A 14,455-nucleotide genomic window follows, 5' to 3' on the forward strand; every position below is an offset into this window, starting at 1 on the left:
ATCCCTCACGTTTACTTGCGCAGCAGGCGCAAACCGTTGAACACCACCAGCAGGCTCACGCCCATATCGGCAAACACCGCCATCCACATGGTGGCGAGCCCGGCGAAGGTTACCGCAAGAAAGATCGCCTTGATCACCAGCGCCAAGGCAATGTTCTGTTTCAGGATGCTCGCGGTGTTGCGCGACAGACTGATGAACGCAGGGATCTTGCGCAGATCGTCGTCCATCAGGGCGACATCGGCGGTTTCGATCGCGGTATCGGTGCCGGCGGCGGCCATGGCGAAACCGATCTCGGCGCGGGCTAGTGCCGGGGCGTCGTTGATGCCGTCGCCGACCATGCCGACCCGGTGGCCCTGCTTGTACAGATCTTCGATGGCTTGCAGCTTGTCGGTCGGCAGCAAATCTCCGCGCGCCTCGTCGATGCCGACCTGGGCGGCAATCGCTTGCGCGGTGTGGACGTTGTCGCCGGTCAGCATCAGGGTTTTCACCCCGAGTTCATGCAACTGACGAATCGCTTCGCGGCTGGTTTCCTTGACCGTGTCGGCCACGGCGAACAGCGCCAGCGGGCCTGATTTGTCGAGCAGCAACACCACGGATTTGCCCTGCTTTTCCAGGGCGAACAGCTTCTCTTCCAGCTGCGGTGAGCACAGGCCAAGCTCTTCGACCAGACGATGGTTGCCCAAGTGATAAGTCTGGCCGTTGATGTCGCCTTTGACGCCCCGCCCGCCCAGCGCGGCGAAGTTATCCACAGTCAGCGCGGCGAGGTTTTTATCCACAGCGGCGTTGGCAATCGCCAGCGACACCGGGTGATCGGAGCGCCCGGCCAGCGCGGCGGCGATTGCCGGTGCGCTGGCATCGGCCGTCGGGTCGAGTGACAGGTAATCGGTCTGCACCGGTTTGCCGTGGGTGATCGTGCCGGTCTTGTCCAGCGCCAGATAATCAAGCTTGAAGCCGCCCTCCAGATACACGCCGCCCTTGACCAGAATGCCCTTGCGCGCGGCTGCCGCGAGGCCGCTGACGATGGTCACCGGGGTGGAAATCACCAGTGCGCACGGGCAGGCAACCACCAGCAACACCAGCGCGCGGTAGATCCAGTCGAACCACGCCGCGCCCATGAACAACGGCGGGATGATCGCCACGGCCAAGGCGAAGACGAAGACCGCCGGGGTGTAGATTTTCGAGAATTGGTCAACGAAACGCTGCGTCGGCGCCCGCGCGCCCTGGGCCTGTTCGACGGCGTGAATGATCCGCGCCAGGGTCGAATTGTTCGCCGCAGCGGTCACCGTGTATTCCAGCGAACCGGCCTGATTGATGGTGCCCGCGAAGACTTTGTCACCGACGGTTTTTTCCACCGGCAGGCTTTCGCCGGTGATCGGCGCTTGGTCGATGGTCGAGCTGCCGCTGACCACCGCGCCGTCCAGCGCGATGCGCTCGCCGGGTTTCACCCGCACGCGGGCGCCGAGATCGACGCTTTTTACCTCTTGTTCGCGCCAGTTGCCGTCAGCCTGCAATACCGTGGCCTGCTCCGGGGTCATCTGCATCAAGCCGCTGATCGCATTGCGTGCACGATCCAGCGAGCGCGCCTCAATCAGCTCGGCGACGGTGAACAGGAACATCACCATCGCCGCTTCCGGCCACTGGCCGATGAGGATCGCGCCCGTCACGGCGATGCTCATCAGCGCATTGATGTTGAGATTGCGGTTCTTCAGGGCGATCCAGCCCTTTTTATAGGTGCCGAGGCCGCCACTGAGAATCGACACCAGCGCAACGATTGCCACCACCCAGTCCGGCGCGGCGCTGGTGAAATGAATGACTTCGGCGCCCAGCGCGGTCAAGCCGGACAGCGCCAATGGCCACCAGTGTTTTTTCACCGCTGCCGGTACTGGCGCGTCGACACCCGCCTCCAGCGGCTCGGCGTGCATGCCGAGGGACTTGATCGCTTCGGTGATCGGCTCGGTGCCCGGCAGATTGTGGGTCACGCCAAGTACGCGGTTGATCAGGTTGAATTCCAGTTGCTGCACCCCGGCCAGTTTGCCGAGTTTGTTCTGGATCAGCGTCTGCTCGGTCGGGCAGTCCATTGCCTCGATGCGGAAGCTGCTCAGGCGCGCGTCGGCGCTGGTCTTTTCGCTCAGTTGCACCCGCGCAGGTGCGGCGGCTTTTGACGAGCAGCAGGAATCGCCGCCATGCGCATGTTTATGCACGGGCTGCAATTTATGACTGTGATCGTGACCGTCGCCGGGCTTGTGGGTGTGCAGGGAATCGCTCATTGGTCGCGTCCATGAAGGTGCCTGTTGCCAAGTAAAGACCCTGTAGCCACTATAGGGTCAAGCACCCTTTTGGAGATGGCGGTCATGAAGATCGGCGAACTGGCGAAACTCACCGACTGTGCGGTTGAAACCATCCGCTACTACGAGCGCGAAAACCTCCTGCCGGAACCGGCGCGCAGCGACGGCAACTACCGCGTCTACACCCAGGCCCACGCCGAGCGCCTGACCTTCATCCGCAACTGCCGCACCCTCGACATGACCCTCGAAGAAATCCGCAGCCTCCTCGCCCTGCGCGACAGCCCGCAGGATCAGTGCGAGAGCGTCAATGCGCTGATCGACGAACATATTCAGCATGTGAAGGCGCGGATTGATGGGTTATTGGCGTTGCAGACACAACTGCTCGACCTGCGCCAACGCTGTGGCGAAGGGCCGGAGGCGGATCAATGCGGGATCTTGCAGCGGCTGGAAGTGAGTGGCGGGGTTGTTGCGACCGAAGTTGAGCATTCCCACGTCGGCCGTAGCCACGGCCACTAAGCACACCGCAAAAACAAATGTGGGAGCGAGCCTGCTCGCGAAAGCGGTGTATCAGTCGACACATCTGTGACTGACACGCCCTCTTCGCGAGCAGGCTCGCTCCCACAGGGATATTGCGGTGTGGTTTAGACCGCCATCGGCGCGGTCATCGGCGGATGGTGCTCATAGCCTTCCAGCGAGAAATCACCCGGTTCCACCAGTTCCAGCCATTCCGGCTGATATACACCAGTCTTGGCAAACTCCGGCACGCGGTCGGAGATTTTCAGTTTCGGCATGGCAAACGGCTCGCGCTTGAGCTGTTCGTTGAGCATGTCCAGGTGGTTTTCGTAGACGTGCGCATCGCCGATGAAATAGGTGAACCAGCGCGGCGTGTAGCCGGTCAGGCGACCGATCAGGCTCAGCAGTGCGGCGCCTTCGGTGAGGTTGAACGGCGTGCCCAGTCCCAGATCATTGGAGCGGATGTACAGGGTCAGCGAGATCTCTTTGGTCTCGACGTTCGGGTGGAACTGGTACAGCAGATGGCATGGCGGCAGGGCCATTTCATCGAGCTGGGCGACGTTCCAGCCGTGGAACAGAATGCGGCGGCTGCCCGGATCCTTGATGATTGTGTCGACGCACTGGCGTACCTGATCGATCGCCTTGTACAGCACGACGTAGGCCTGGCCGTCTTCTTCGCCCTGAGCGATCTGCTTGTAGCCGTTGGCCAGGGTTTGTTCAATGGCGGCGGTGTTGCTCAGCGGGATCTGCTTGTACGCCGGCCACTTGCGCCATTGCACGCCGTAGATTTCACCGAGGTCGTCGTCGCCCTGACGGAACGGGTTGGCCAGCCACTGCGCGTTTTCGTTGGCGTTCTGGTCCCAGACCTTGCAGCCCAGCGCGCGGAATTCAGCGGCGTTGTTCACGCCACGGAGAAACCCGCACATCTCGCCGATGGCCGATTTGAAGGCCATTTTGCGCGTGGTGATCGCCGGGAAACCTTCCTGCAGATCGAAACGCAGCATCGCTCCCGGGAAACTGATGGTGTTGATACCGGTGCGGTTGGCTTGCTTGGTGCCGTTCTGAATGACGTGCGAGACCAGTTCGAGATATTGCTTCATGAGTTACCTGTGTCCTTGGAGCCCCGGCGTCGCGCGCCGGGGTTCGTAGTTTAAGCCGTCGGCGCGAGCGGCGCTGCCGGGGCGCGACGATAGGCCAGCCAGATCAGCAACAGCCCGCCGACAATCATCGGCACGCAGAGCACCTGGCCCATGGTCAGCCAGTTCCACGCCAAGTAGCCGAGCTGAGCATCCGGGACGCGGACGAACTCGACGATGAAACGGAAGATGCCGTAGAACAGCGCGAACATGCCGGAGACCGCCATGGTCGGACGCGGTTTGCGCGAGAAGATCCACAGGATCAGGAACAGCGCCACGCCTTCGAGGGCGAACTGATACAGCTGCGACGGGTGGCGCGGCAACTGCGCCGGATCGCTGAACGGCGGGAACACCATCGCCCAAGGCACGTCGGTCGCCTTGCCCCACAACTCGGCGTTGATGAAGTTGCCGATGCGCCCGGCGCCCAGACCGATCGGCACCATCGGCGCGACGAAGTCCATGAGCTGGAAGAACGACTTGCCATTGCGCTTGCCGAACCACAAGGCCGCGAGCATCACGCCGATGAATCCGCCGTGGAACGACATGCCGCCCTTCCACACTTCGAAAATCAGCGTCGGGTTGGCCAGGTACGCGCTCAGATCATAGAACAGCACGTAACCCAGACGGCCGCCGACGATCACGCCCATCGATAGCCAGAACACCAGATCGGAGAGTTTCTCCTTGGTCCAGGTCGGGTCGAAGCGGTTGAGCCGGCGCGACGCCAACAGCCACGCGCCGCCGATGCCGATCAGGTACATCAGACCGTACCAGTGGATTTTCAGCGGACCGATGGCCAGGGCCACCGGGTCGATCTGCGGGTAAGGCAGCATTGCGACTCCTTGTTAGAGTTGAAAGCGAAATTCCCGGGCGACGCTGCCACCTCAGGATTAAGCCAGGATTGCCACGCGGTCAGAGCAGAAAGCTCAAACCCACGCAGAACAGCAAAGCGGCGAACAGCCTTTTCAGCAAGCGCGGCGACAACCTGTGCGCCAGACGCGCGCCGAGCCGAGCGAAGACCATGCTGGTCAGGGCGATGCCCAACAATGCCGGCAGATAAACAAAACCGAGACTATGGGCCGGCAACAACGGATCGTGCCACCCCAGAATCATGAAACTTGCTGCACTGGCCAGAGCGATCGGCAGGCCACAGGCCGATGAGGTCGCCACGGCCTGCTGCATCGGCACGCTGCGCCAGGTCAGAAACGGCACGGTCAGCGAGCCGCCGCCTATACCGAAAATCGCCGAGGCCCAGCCAATCACCGTACCGGCGGCAGTCAGACCGAGTTTGCCCGGTACCGTTCGGCTGGCCTTGGGTTTGACATCCAGCGCCAGTTGCACGGCGATCACCAGAGCGAAAACACCGATGATCTTTTGCAGGTTCGGCCCGGAGATCGCTTCAGCAGTCAGCGCTCCGAAACCGGCACCGAGCAGGATACCCACGGTCATCCAGCGAAAAATCGCCCAGCGCACCGCGCCACGGCGGTGATGTTCACGCACGGCGTTGACCGAGGTGAATATGATCGTCGCCAGCGACGTCCCTACCGCCAAATGCGTAAGAATCGACTGATCGAAGCCCTGCAAAGTGAAGCTGAACACCAGCACCGGGACGATGATGATCCCGCCGCCAACGCCAAACAGCCCGGCGAGCACGCCCGCACAGGCACCGAGCGCCAGGTAGAGCAGAAATTCCATGACCGTCTCCAGCACGCATCGGCAAAACAGGAGCGGCATGTTAACGGATGCGCAGCCTTCTGCTCCACTGGCGATGGATGCACGGACGCCGGATGCGTAGAGTGGGCAAAAAACACACAAGGACCACCTTATGTGCCTGATTGTTTTCGCCTGGCGCCCGGGCCATGCCCATCCGCTGATCGTCGCGGCCAACCGCGACGAGTTCTACGCCCGCCCCAGCCTGCCATTGGCACCTTGGCCCGAGGCGTCACAGGTGCATGCCGGGCGCGATCTTGAAGCTGGCGGCACCTGGCTGGGGATCGGCAGCAACGGACGCTTCGCCGCGCTGACCAATATTCGCGATCCGCAACAGCCGCCGGCCACCAAATCCCGGGGCGAGCTGGTGGCGCGGTTTCTCACGACTGATCTGTCGATTGATGATTATTTGAGCGATGTAGTGGCCCGTGCCGCCGAATATGCCGGGTTCAATCTGCTGCTGGGCAATGCCCATGAGTTGTGGCATTTCAATGCACGAGCGTCAGAGCCGGTGATGTTGCAGCCTGGAGTTTATGGGTTATCCAACGCGGGGCTGGATACGCCCTGGCCGAAACTGCTCAAGGCCAGGGCGGCGTTGAGCGCGGTACTGGATGATCCGCAGCCTGAGCATTTGTTGACCTTGCTCAGCGATGCACAGACCGCACCCGAGGCCGAATTGCCGGATACCGGGGTGGGCATGGCGACGGAGTCGTTGCTGTCGAGCGTGTTTATTGCCAGCCAAAGTTACGGAACGCGGGCGAGTACAGCGTTGGTTGTGCAGGCGGACGGAACGCGGCGGATGGTGGAGCGCAGTTTTGGGCCGTATGGCGGGCATTTGGGCGAGGTGGAGATTGTGGTTTAGCGGTGCCTGAACTGGCGCCTTCGCGAGCAGGCTCGCTCCCACCTGGGTTTCGTGATCGATACGAATCCCAGTGGGAGCGAGCCTGCTCCGGGCGGCGTTCCGACGAAGAGGGCATCAGCCTTTTAGAGAGCCTTGGTCACCACCGGCGAATTCATCTTGGCCAACCCGAGATTCTTCAGCGCCAGTTGCAGCGAGCTGTGGATAACCTGCGGGTTATCGATCTTCATCAATTCCGCCAGCATCTCCTGCGCCTTGCTCAGGTTCACCTGACGCAACATCCACTTCACCTTCGGCAGGTTGGTGGCGTTCATCGACAAGCTGTCGAAACCCATCGCCATCAACAGCACCGCCGCCGCCGGATCACCGGCCATCTCGCCGCAGATGCTCACCGGTTTGCCTTCGGCATGGGCGTCAGTGACCACGGTTTGCAGAGCTTGCAGCACCGCAGGGTGCAGATAGTCGTAGAGGTCGGCGACGCGCGGGTTGTTGCGGTCTACCGCCAGCAGATACTGGGTCAGGTCGTTGGAGCCGACGGAGAGGAAGTCGACCATCCGCGCCAGTTCCTTGGTCTGGTACACCGCTGCCGGGATTTCGATCATCACGCCGATCGGCGGCATCGGCACGTCGGTGCCTTCGTCGCGCACTTCGCCCCAGGCACGGTGGATCAGGTGCAGGGCTTCTTCGAGTTCGTGAGTGCCGGAGATCATCGGCAGCAGAATCCGCAGGTTGTTCAGGCCTTCGCTGGCCTTGAGCATCGCGCGCGTCTGCACCAGGAAGATTTCCGGGTGGTCGAGGGTGACGCGGATACCGCGCCAGCCGAGGAACGGGTTGTCTTCCTTGATCGGGAAGTACGACAGCGACTTGTCACCGCCGATGTCGAGGCTGCGCATGGTCACCGGTTGCGGGTGGAACGCGGCGAGCTGTTCGCGGTAGATCGCCAGCTGTTCCTTCTCGCTCGGGAAGCGCTGGTTGATCATGAACGGCACTTCGGTACGGTACAGGCCGACCCCTTCGGCGCCACGCTTCTGCGCCCGCGCCACATCGGCGAGCAGGCCGGTGTTGACCCACAGCGGCATGCGGTGGCCATCGAGGGTCACGCACGGCAGGTCGCGCAGGGTGTCGAGGCCCAGCGCCAGTTGTTTCTCTTCTTCGACGACTTCGGCGAACTGCTTGCGCAGCACTTCGCTCGGGTTGGTGTAGACCTCGCCACGGGTGCCGTCGACGATCATTTCGATGCCGTCGACCTTGGCGTACGGCAGATCGACCAGGCCCATCACCGTCGGAATGCCCATGGCTCGGGCGAGAATCGCGACGTGAGAGTTACCCGAACCGAGTACCGAAACCAGACCGACCAGCGTGCCTTCCGGCACCTCGCCGAGCATCGCCGGCGTCAGCTCTTCGCTGACCAGAATGGTTTTTTCCGGGTAGACCAGATTCTGCTGGCGCTCTTCCTGCAGATAGGCGAGCAAGCGGCGGCCAAGGTCTTTGACGTCCGAAGCACGCTCGCGCAGGTAGGCGTCGTCCATCAGTTCGAAACGGTTGACGTGCTCAGTGACCACCTGACGCAGCGCGCCCTGAGCCCACTGCCCCGTCTTGATCACGGTGGTGATTTCGCTGCCCAGCGAGGCATCGTCGAGCATCATCAGGTAGACGTCGAACAGCGCGCGCTCTTCCGGGCGCAGCTGGGTCGCGAGTTTGGCGGACAAGGCGCGCATGTCGGCGCGCACGCCTTCGATGGCAGTCTTGAACAGCGCCAGCTCAGCGTCGATGTCGGTGATGGTCTTGTCCGGCACCACGTCCAGGTCCGCCGGCGGCAGCATGACCACGGCGGTACCGACGGCAGCACCCGGCGAACCCGGTACGCCGACGAACTTGGCTTCCTGAATGCCCTTGCCCTGCCGGCCCAGACCACGGATCGAACCGGTGGCCTCGGCGTGGGCGATCACACCGGCAAGCTGCGCGCTCATGGTCACGAGGAAGGCTTCTTCACCTTCGTCGAACTGGCGGCGTTCTTTCTGCTGGATGACCAACACGCCGACGACGCGGCGGTGGTGAATGATCGGTGCACCGAGGAACGAGGCGTAACGCTCTTCACCGGTTTCGGCGAAGTAGCGATAGCGCGGGTGAACCGACGCGTTTTCCAGGTTCAGGGGTTCTTCACGCGTGCCGACCAGACCGACCAGACCCTCGTTGGGGGCCATGCTGACCTTGCCGATCGAGCGCTTGTTCAAGCCCTCGGTGGCCATCAGGACGAAGCGATTGGTTTCCGGATCAAGCAGGTAGACCGAGCAGACCTGGCTGCCCATGGCCTCTTTGACGCGCAACACAATAATCCCCAACGCCGCCTTGAGATCCTTGGCGGAGTTAACTTCCTGGACGATCTTGCGCAGCGTATTGAGCATGGCTCGGGGTCGAACTCCGTCGTCAGTCGCGCGCTAAAAGGCGCGGGGCAAGCTCTTTGAGAGCGCGTCGATACACCTCGCGCTTGAATGTCACCACCTGGCCCAACGGATACCAATAGCTGACCCAGCGCCAGCCATCGAACTCCGGTTTACCGGTCAGATCCATCCGCACCCGCTGCTCGTTGGAGATCAGGCGCAGGAGGAACCATTTCTGTTTCTGGCCGATGCACAGCGGTTGGCTGTGGGTACGCACCAGGCGTTGCGGCAAACGATAGCGCAACCAGCCTCGGGTACAGGCCAGTATTTCAACATCTTCACGTTCCAGGCCAACTTCTTCGTTCAGCTCGCGGTACAAGGCGTCTTCCGGCGTCTCCTCGGGGTTGATCCCCCCTTGCGGAAACTGCCAGGCGTCCTGATTGATACGGCGAGCCCATAGCACCTGGCCGGCGTCATTCGTCAGAATGATCCCGACATTGGGGCGGAAACCATCGGGGTCGATCACGGCAACAACCTCGCAAACGCATGTCGCCGCATTGTTCCACAAAGCTTGATCAGGCGGCAACGAAGGTTCCTACCTTATGTGCACTCTTGTGAAAAGACCGTATTCTTGTCGCCTTTTTACTGACTTTTCAGCGGGTAACTGCAATGCGCCTGGCTTTATTCGATTTGGACAACACCCTTCTGGGCGGCGACAGCGATCACGCTTGGGGCGATTATCTGTGCGAGCGCGGCTTCCTCGACCCGATCGCCTACAAGGCGCGTAACGACGAGTTCTATCAGGATTACCTGGCCGGCAAGCTGGACAACGCCGCCTACCTGAACTTCTGCCTGGAAATTCTCGGCCGCACGGAAATGGCCGTGCTTGAGCAATGGCACAGCGATTACATGCGCGACTGCATCGAGCCGATCGTGCTGCCCAAGGCACTGGAGCTGCTGAAGAAGCACCGCGATGCCGGCGACAAACTAGTGATCATCACCGCCACCAACCGTTTCGTGACGGCACCGATCGCCGTGCGCCTGGGCGTGGAAACCCTGATTGCCACCGAATGCGAAATGATCGACGGCCGCTACAGCGGGCGCAGCACCGACATCCCGTGCTTCCGCGAAGGCAAGGTCACGCGCCTCAATCGCTGGCTGGAAGAGACCGGCTATTCGCTCGAGGACAGCTATTTCTATAGCGATTCGATGAATGATCTGCCGCTGCTGGAGCAGGTGGCGAATCCGGTGGCGGTGGATCCGGATCCGAATCTGCGGGCCGAGGCCGAGAAGCGTGGCTGGCCGGTGATTTCGTTGCGCGGCTAAGATTGCTATCGCTGGCAAGCCAGCTCCCACAGGGTTCTCAGTGTCCACTTAATCTGTGTTCACTGAATACCCCTGTGGGAGCTGGCTTGCCAGCGATGGGGGTCAACTCGGCCTCAAGCCTTAAACCGGCTTGGCCCCCATCAACGCCGCTATGGCGACAAATCCGACGCCGCTGACAATCGCCAGCGCCAGATTGAATGTGCGGTTGCCCACCCCGCTTGTCCACAGCCGATCCAGCCGGACCAGCAGCCAGACCGCACTGAACGTGGCCACGGCGTAGATCACGCTGGAACCCAGAATCCAAAACTGGCCCAACGGCCAGCCAACCAGATGCACCAACCACCAGCCGGTGAAGGGCATGCTGAGCATGCCGATCAGCATCAGACACCAGATGAACAGCCAGGGACGGCGCATCGTACTGGCCGGCCCTTCGCTGCGATTTCGCCAGGTCAGGGCGGCGAGCCCCAGCCCGCTCGCGAGGATCACCACGGTCGCCGCGACGTGGAGGACTTTCAGGGTGGTCAGGGTTTCCATGTCGTTCTCTTCCGTAGATCCATGCCCATCAGCGTAGCCGCTTAGCCAAGAAACAGCTGATAGGCCGGGTTGTCGCTTTCATCCCAATACGGGTAGCCGATTTCCGCCAGTGCCGCCGGCACCAGATGACGTTCGTCATGGGGCACTTGCAGGCCGGCAACCACACGGCCATCAGCCGCGCCGTGGTTGCGGTAGTGGAACATCGAGATATTCCAGCGCCCGCCGAGCTTGTTGAGGAAGTTGAACAACGCGCCCGGGCGCTCCGGGAATTCGAAGCGCAGCACCACTTCATCGACCACCTGCGCCGCGCGGCCGCCGACCATGTGGCGGATGTGCAGCTTGGCCAGTTCGTTGTCGGTCAGGTCGAGCACCGGAAACCCCTGCTCTGTCAGACTCGCCAGTAAGGCGCTGCGCGGATCGTTGTCCGGGTGGGTCTGTACGCCGACGAAGATGTGCGCTTCGCTGCCGGTGTTGTAGCGGTAGTTGAATTCAGTGATCTGGCGCTTGCCGATGGCTTCGCAGAACGCCTTGAAGCTGCCGGCTTTTTCCGGAATGGTCACGGCGATGATCGCCTCGCGCCCTTCGCCCAGTTCGGCGCGTTCGGCGACGTGGCGCAGGCGGTCGAAGTTGACGTTGGCACCGGAGTCGATGGCGACGAAAGTCTGGCCGCTGACGCCACGCTGCTCAACATACTTCTTGATCCCGGCCACGCCCAGCGCGCCGGCAGGCTCGGTGATCGAGCGGGTATCGTCGTAGATATCCTTGATTGCTGCGCAGATCTCGTCGGTGCTGACAGTAATCACTTCATCGACGTAATCCTTGCAGATTTCGAAGGTGTACTGGCCGATCTGCGCCACCGCCACGCCGTCGGCGAAAATGCCCACGGTCGGCAGAACCACGCGCTCGCCCGCTGCCATTGCCGCTTGCAGGCAGTTGGAATCGTCCGGCTCGACGCCAATTACCTTGATGTCCGGACGCAGGTATTTCACGTACGCGGCAATACCGGCGATCAGACCACCACCGCCAACCGGGACGAAGATCGCATCCAGCGGCTGCGGGTGCTGACGCAGGATTTCCATGGCCACGGTGCCCTGCCCGGCAATGGTGTGCGGATCGTCGTACGGGTGGATGTAGACGTAGCCTTTTTCATCGACCAGTTTCAGCGAATAGGCCAGCGCCTCCGGAAACGAGTCACCGTGCAGCACCACTTTGCCGCCGCGCGAACGCACGCCTTCGACTTTGATTTCCGGGGTGGTCTTGGGCATGACGATGGTGGCTTTGACGCCCAACACTTTCGCCGCCAGAGCCAGACCCTGCGCATGATTGCCCGCCGACGCGGTGACCACGCCACGAGCGCGCTCTTCGTCGCTCAATTGCGTCAGCTTGTTGTAGGCGCCGCGAATCTTGAACGAGAACACCGGCTGCAAGTCTTCGCGCTTGAGCCAGATGTCATTGCCCAGCCGCTCGGAGAGCTGGCGGGCGTTCTGCAGCGGGGTTTCTACGGCAACGTCATAAACGCGCGAGGTGAGGATCTTTTTGACGTACTGTTCGAGCATCGGAAAGCATCACTGGCGATTGGGCGGGACCAGCGAGTCTAACCCGCCTTTTGCCGAGGCGACCACACTAAACAGGTGGTTTTAAGGTCTGGAAACCCAATCTTGAGTGAGCACCGTTGTGGTGAGGGGATTTATCCCCGCTGGAGTGCGAAGCGCTCCCCTGCTTTTTTTCAGTCACACCGCGTTCCTGGGTTTTACGACGACTGCGTCGCCGAACGGGGATAAATCCCCTCGCCACAGCTTGTTTCCCCCTGTACCACCGCGAGGCCTATAATGCCGGCCTTTCTGCCCAACCCTTGCCCGCTTCCGGAGCCCGCATGACCCAGGATCAACTCAAACAGGCCGTGGCCCAGGCCGCCGTCGACTTCATCCTGCCGAAACTCGACGACAAGAGCATCGTCGGCGTCGGCACCGGCTCCACCGCCAACTGCTTCATCGACGCCCTGGCCCAGCACAAGGGCGCGTTCGATGGCGCCGTTGCCAGCTCCGAAGCCACTGCCGCGCGCCTCAAGGGCCATGGGATTCCGGTATATGAGCTGAATACCGTCAGCGATCTGGAGTTCTACGTCGACGGCGCCGATGAAAGCGATGCGCACCTGAACCTGATCAAGGGCGGCGGCGCGGCCCTGACCCGCGAGAAGATTGTCGCCGCCGTGGCCAAGACCTTCATCTGCATCGCTGACGCCAGCAAACTGGTGCCGGTACTCGGCGAGTTCCCGCTGCCGGTGGAAGTCATCCCGATGGCCCGCAGCCACGTCGCCCGCCAACTGGTCAAACTCGGTGGCGACCCGGTCTACCGCGAAGGCGTGCTGACCGACAACGGCAACATCATCCTCGACGTGTTCAACCTGCAGATCACCAACCCGGTGGAGCTGGAAGCACAGATCAATGCCATCGTCGGCGTGGTCACCAACGGCCTGTTCGCCGCGCGCCCGGCGGATCTGTTGTTGCTGGGCACCAGTGAAGGCGTGAAGACGCTGAAGGCTGAGTAACAGACTGCCCACTTGCCATGGGCTGATAAATAAACCTGTGGGAGCGAGCCTGCTCGCGAAAGCGTCGGGTCAGTCAACATATTCAGAGACTGATCAACCGCCTTCGCGAGCAGGCTCGCTCCCACAGTGTTTTGTGATGTCAGTTAGTTTGGTGTGGGTTTCTTGAACACGTAAAACAGATTCGGCTCGCTCACCAGGTACAACGTACCGTCATCATCCATTGCAATCCCCTCCGCCTGCGGCACGGTTTTCTGCAAACCCTGGCGCCCGCCGCTGATCGACATGGTGCTCAACGGGCGCCCGTCGACATCCAGCTCGATAATCAACCGCGACTCGTCCGACAGCGCCAGCAAGTGCCCGCTGCGCTCGTCGTACTGCAGACTCGACAGATCACGCACGAACATCCCGGCATCGCGCTTGGGGTTGTTGATCACGTGCACCGCGTAGGTCTTGTCCGGTTTGAAATGCGGAAAACCGTGGACTTCGTAGATCAGCATCGGGTCGCGTTCTTTCGCCACGAACAGCCGCTTGCCCACAGAATCATAAGCAAGCCCTTCGAAACCCTTGTTGCCGGACATGTGCACGCCAAGGGTCATTTGCTCGGCATCCTCGGCATCGAGAAAAGTGGTGTCGGCCTCGAGGTGAATCTTGATCAGGCGTTGCTGACGCTCGTCGGTGATCACGTAGGTGTCGGCACTGATGTACTCGACGGCTTCCGGATCGCCAAACCCCACTAGAGCGATGCGCCGCAGAATCTTGCCTTCCAGGGACAATTCGACCAGTTCGGAATTCTTGTTGGTGACCGTGAACAGACTTTTGCGCACCGGATCGTAGGTCAGCGCCGAGACGTCATCGTCGAGCCCCTCGATCGGCCGCGCCTCGATCGTCACCCGATACTGGTCGAGCCCGATCGCCTCGCTGCTCACCGGTTGCCACAGCGTGTGCAGGTTGAACCAGGCGCGCTCGAACAGACGCAGGTATTGGCCGATCGCGATCAAGGCAATCAGGACAATCATCAACAGGACGAGAATCAGCGGTTTGGGGCGGGCAAGTCGACGCATTCAGGCAGGCTCGGATTCATGACAGGCCGATGAAATATCACGCCCGTCTGAATTGAAGCTTAATGGCCACTTGCCTCGCACGACAACTGCGCAATTCCGCAATTA

Annotated in this window: 13 protein-coding genes; 4 read left to right on the top strand and 9 right to left on the bottom strand. The window is 61.5% G+C overall.

The features are described 5' to 3' along the window. Positions 1-11: 11 nt before the first annotated feature. A complete protein-coding gene (locus tag ACZ9BE_RS22955) occupies positions 12-2,267 on the bottom strand; it encodes a heavy metal translocating P-type ATPase (RefSeq protein WP_476249977.1) in 2,256 nt (751 codons plus the stop codon). Positions 2,268-2,351: 84 nt separating this feature from the next. Here ACZ9BE_RS22955 and cadR point away from each other — a divergent pair, with 84 nt between their 5' ends. Beyond that, positions 2,352-2,801 (top strand): Cd(II)/Pb(II)-responsive transcriptional regulator, encoded by a 450-nt coding sequence (gene cadR, locus ACZ9BE_RS22960; RefSeq protein WP_016772685.1) that lies wholly within the window; start codon positions 2,352-2,354, stop codon positions 2,799-2,801. Between the two features lie 125 nt (positions 2,802-2,926). On the opposite strand, the gene ACZ9BE_RS22965 is transcribed toward cadR, so the two are convergent. From ACZ9BE_RS22965 to ACZ9BE_RS22975, 3 genes are all read right to left on the bottom strand, one after another. Beyond that, positions 2,927-3,898 (bottom strand): thymidylate synthase, encoded by a 972-nt coding sequence (locus tag ACZ9BE_RS22965; protein WP_476249978.1) that lies wholly within the window; start codon positions 3,896-3,898, stop codon positions 2,927-2,929. A 50-nt stretch (positions 3,899-3,948) separates the two neighbouring features. Further along, positions 3,949-4,764, bottom strand: coding sequence for a prolipoprotein diacylglyceryl transferase (gene lgt, locus ACZ9BE_RS22970; protein ID WP_016772683.1), 816 nt, complete (start codon positions 4,762-4,764; stop codon positions 3,949-3,951). Between the two features lie 79 nt (positions 4,765-4,843). Beyond that, complete coding sequence (locus tag ACZ9BE_RS22975; protein WP_016772682.1) at positions 4,844-5,626, bottom strand: sulfite exporter TauE/SafE family protein; 783 nt, start codon at positions 5,624-5,626, stop codon at positions 4,844-4,846. Between the two features lie 130 nt (positions 5,627-5,756). Between ACZ9BE_RS22975 and ACZ9BE_RS22980 the strand changes: the two genes are divergently transcribed. Continuing rightward, a complete protein-coding gene (locus tag ACZ9BE_RS22980) occupies positions 5,757-6,503 on the top strand; it encodes an NRDE family protein (RefSeq protein ID WP_423663407.1) in 747 nt (248 codons plus the stop codon). 122 nt (positions 6,504-6,625) lie between these two features. Here ACZ9BE_RS22980 and ptsP read toward each other — a convergent pair whose 3' ends face one another. Beyond that, positions 6,626-8,905 carry a phosphoenolpyruvate--protein phosphotransferase gene (gene ptsP, locus ACZ9BE_RS22985; RefSeq protein ID WP_041476855.1) on the bottom strand — a complete coding sequence of 760 codons (2,280 nt, stop codon included), beginning with the start codon at positions 8,903-8,905 and terminating at the stop codon, positions 6,626-6,628. Between the two features lie 22 nt (positions 8,906-8,927). Further along, on the bottom strand, positions 8,928-9,407 hold the full coding sequence (locus ACZ9BE_RS22990) for an RNA pyrophosphohydrolase (protein ID WP_003229203.1): 480 nt from the start codon (positions 9,405-9,407) through the stop codon (positions 8,928-8,930). A gap of 143 nt (positions 9,408-9,550) precedes the next feature. On the opposite strand from ACZ9BE_RS22990, the gene ACZ9BE_RS22995 reads away from it, so the two are divergent. Then, positions 9,551-10,207: a histidinol-phosphatase gene (locus ACZ9BE_RS22995; RefSeq protein ID WP_056786265.1), complete on the top strand. Its 657-nt coding sequence runs from the start codon at positions 9,551-9,553 to the stop codon at positions 10,205-10,207. Between the two features lie 120 nt (positions 10,208-10,327). Here the strand turns inward: ACZ9BE_RS22995 and ACZ9BE_RS23000 are convergent, their stop codons facing one another. Both ACZ9BE_RS23000 and ilvA read right to left on the bottom strand, forming a co-directional pair. Further along, positions 10,328-10,741, bottom strand: coding sequence for a DUF2269 family protein (locus tag ACZ9BE_RS23000; protein ID WP_476249979.1), 414 nt, complete (start codon positions 10,739-10,741; stop codon positions 10,328-10,330). Between the two features lie 41 nt (positions 10,742-10,782). Further along, positions 10,783-12,297, bottom strand: a complete 1,515-nt coding sequence (gene ilvA, locus ACZ9BE_RS23005) for a threonine ammonia-lyase, biosynthetic (RefSeq protein WP_016772678.1) — start codon at positions 12,295-12,297, stop codon at positions 10,783-10,785. A 317-nt stretch (positions 12,298-12,614) separates the two neighbouring features. Here ilvA and rpiA point away from each other — a divergent pair, with 317 nt between their 5' ends. Next, a complete protein-coding gene (gene rpiA / locus ACZ9BE_RS23010; protein ID WP_007913886.1) occupies positions 12,615-13,289 on the top strand; it encodes a ribose-5-phosphate isomerase RpiA in 675 nt (224 codons plus the stop codon). A gap of 143 nt (positions 13,290-13,432) precedes the next feature. Here rpiA and ACZ9BE_RS23015 read toward each other — a convergent pair whose 3' ends face one another. Continuing rightward, positions 13,433-14,350: an SdiA-regulated domain-containing protein gene (locus ACZ9BE_RS23015; RefSeq protein WP_056786260.1), complete on the bottom strand. Its 918-nt coding sequence runs from the start codon at positions 14,348-14,350 to the stop codon at positions 13,433-13,435. Between the last annotated feature and the right edge of the window lie 105 nt (positions 14,351-14,455).

The organism is Pseudomonas sp. TE9122, assembly GCF_056278925.1.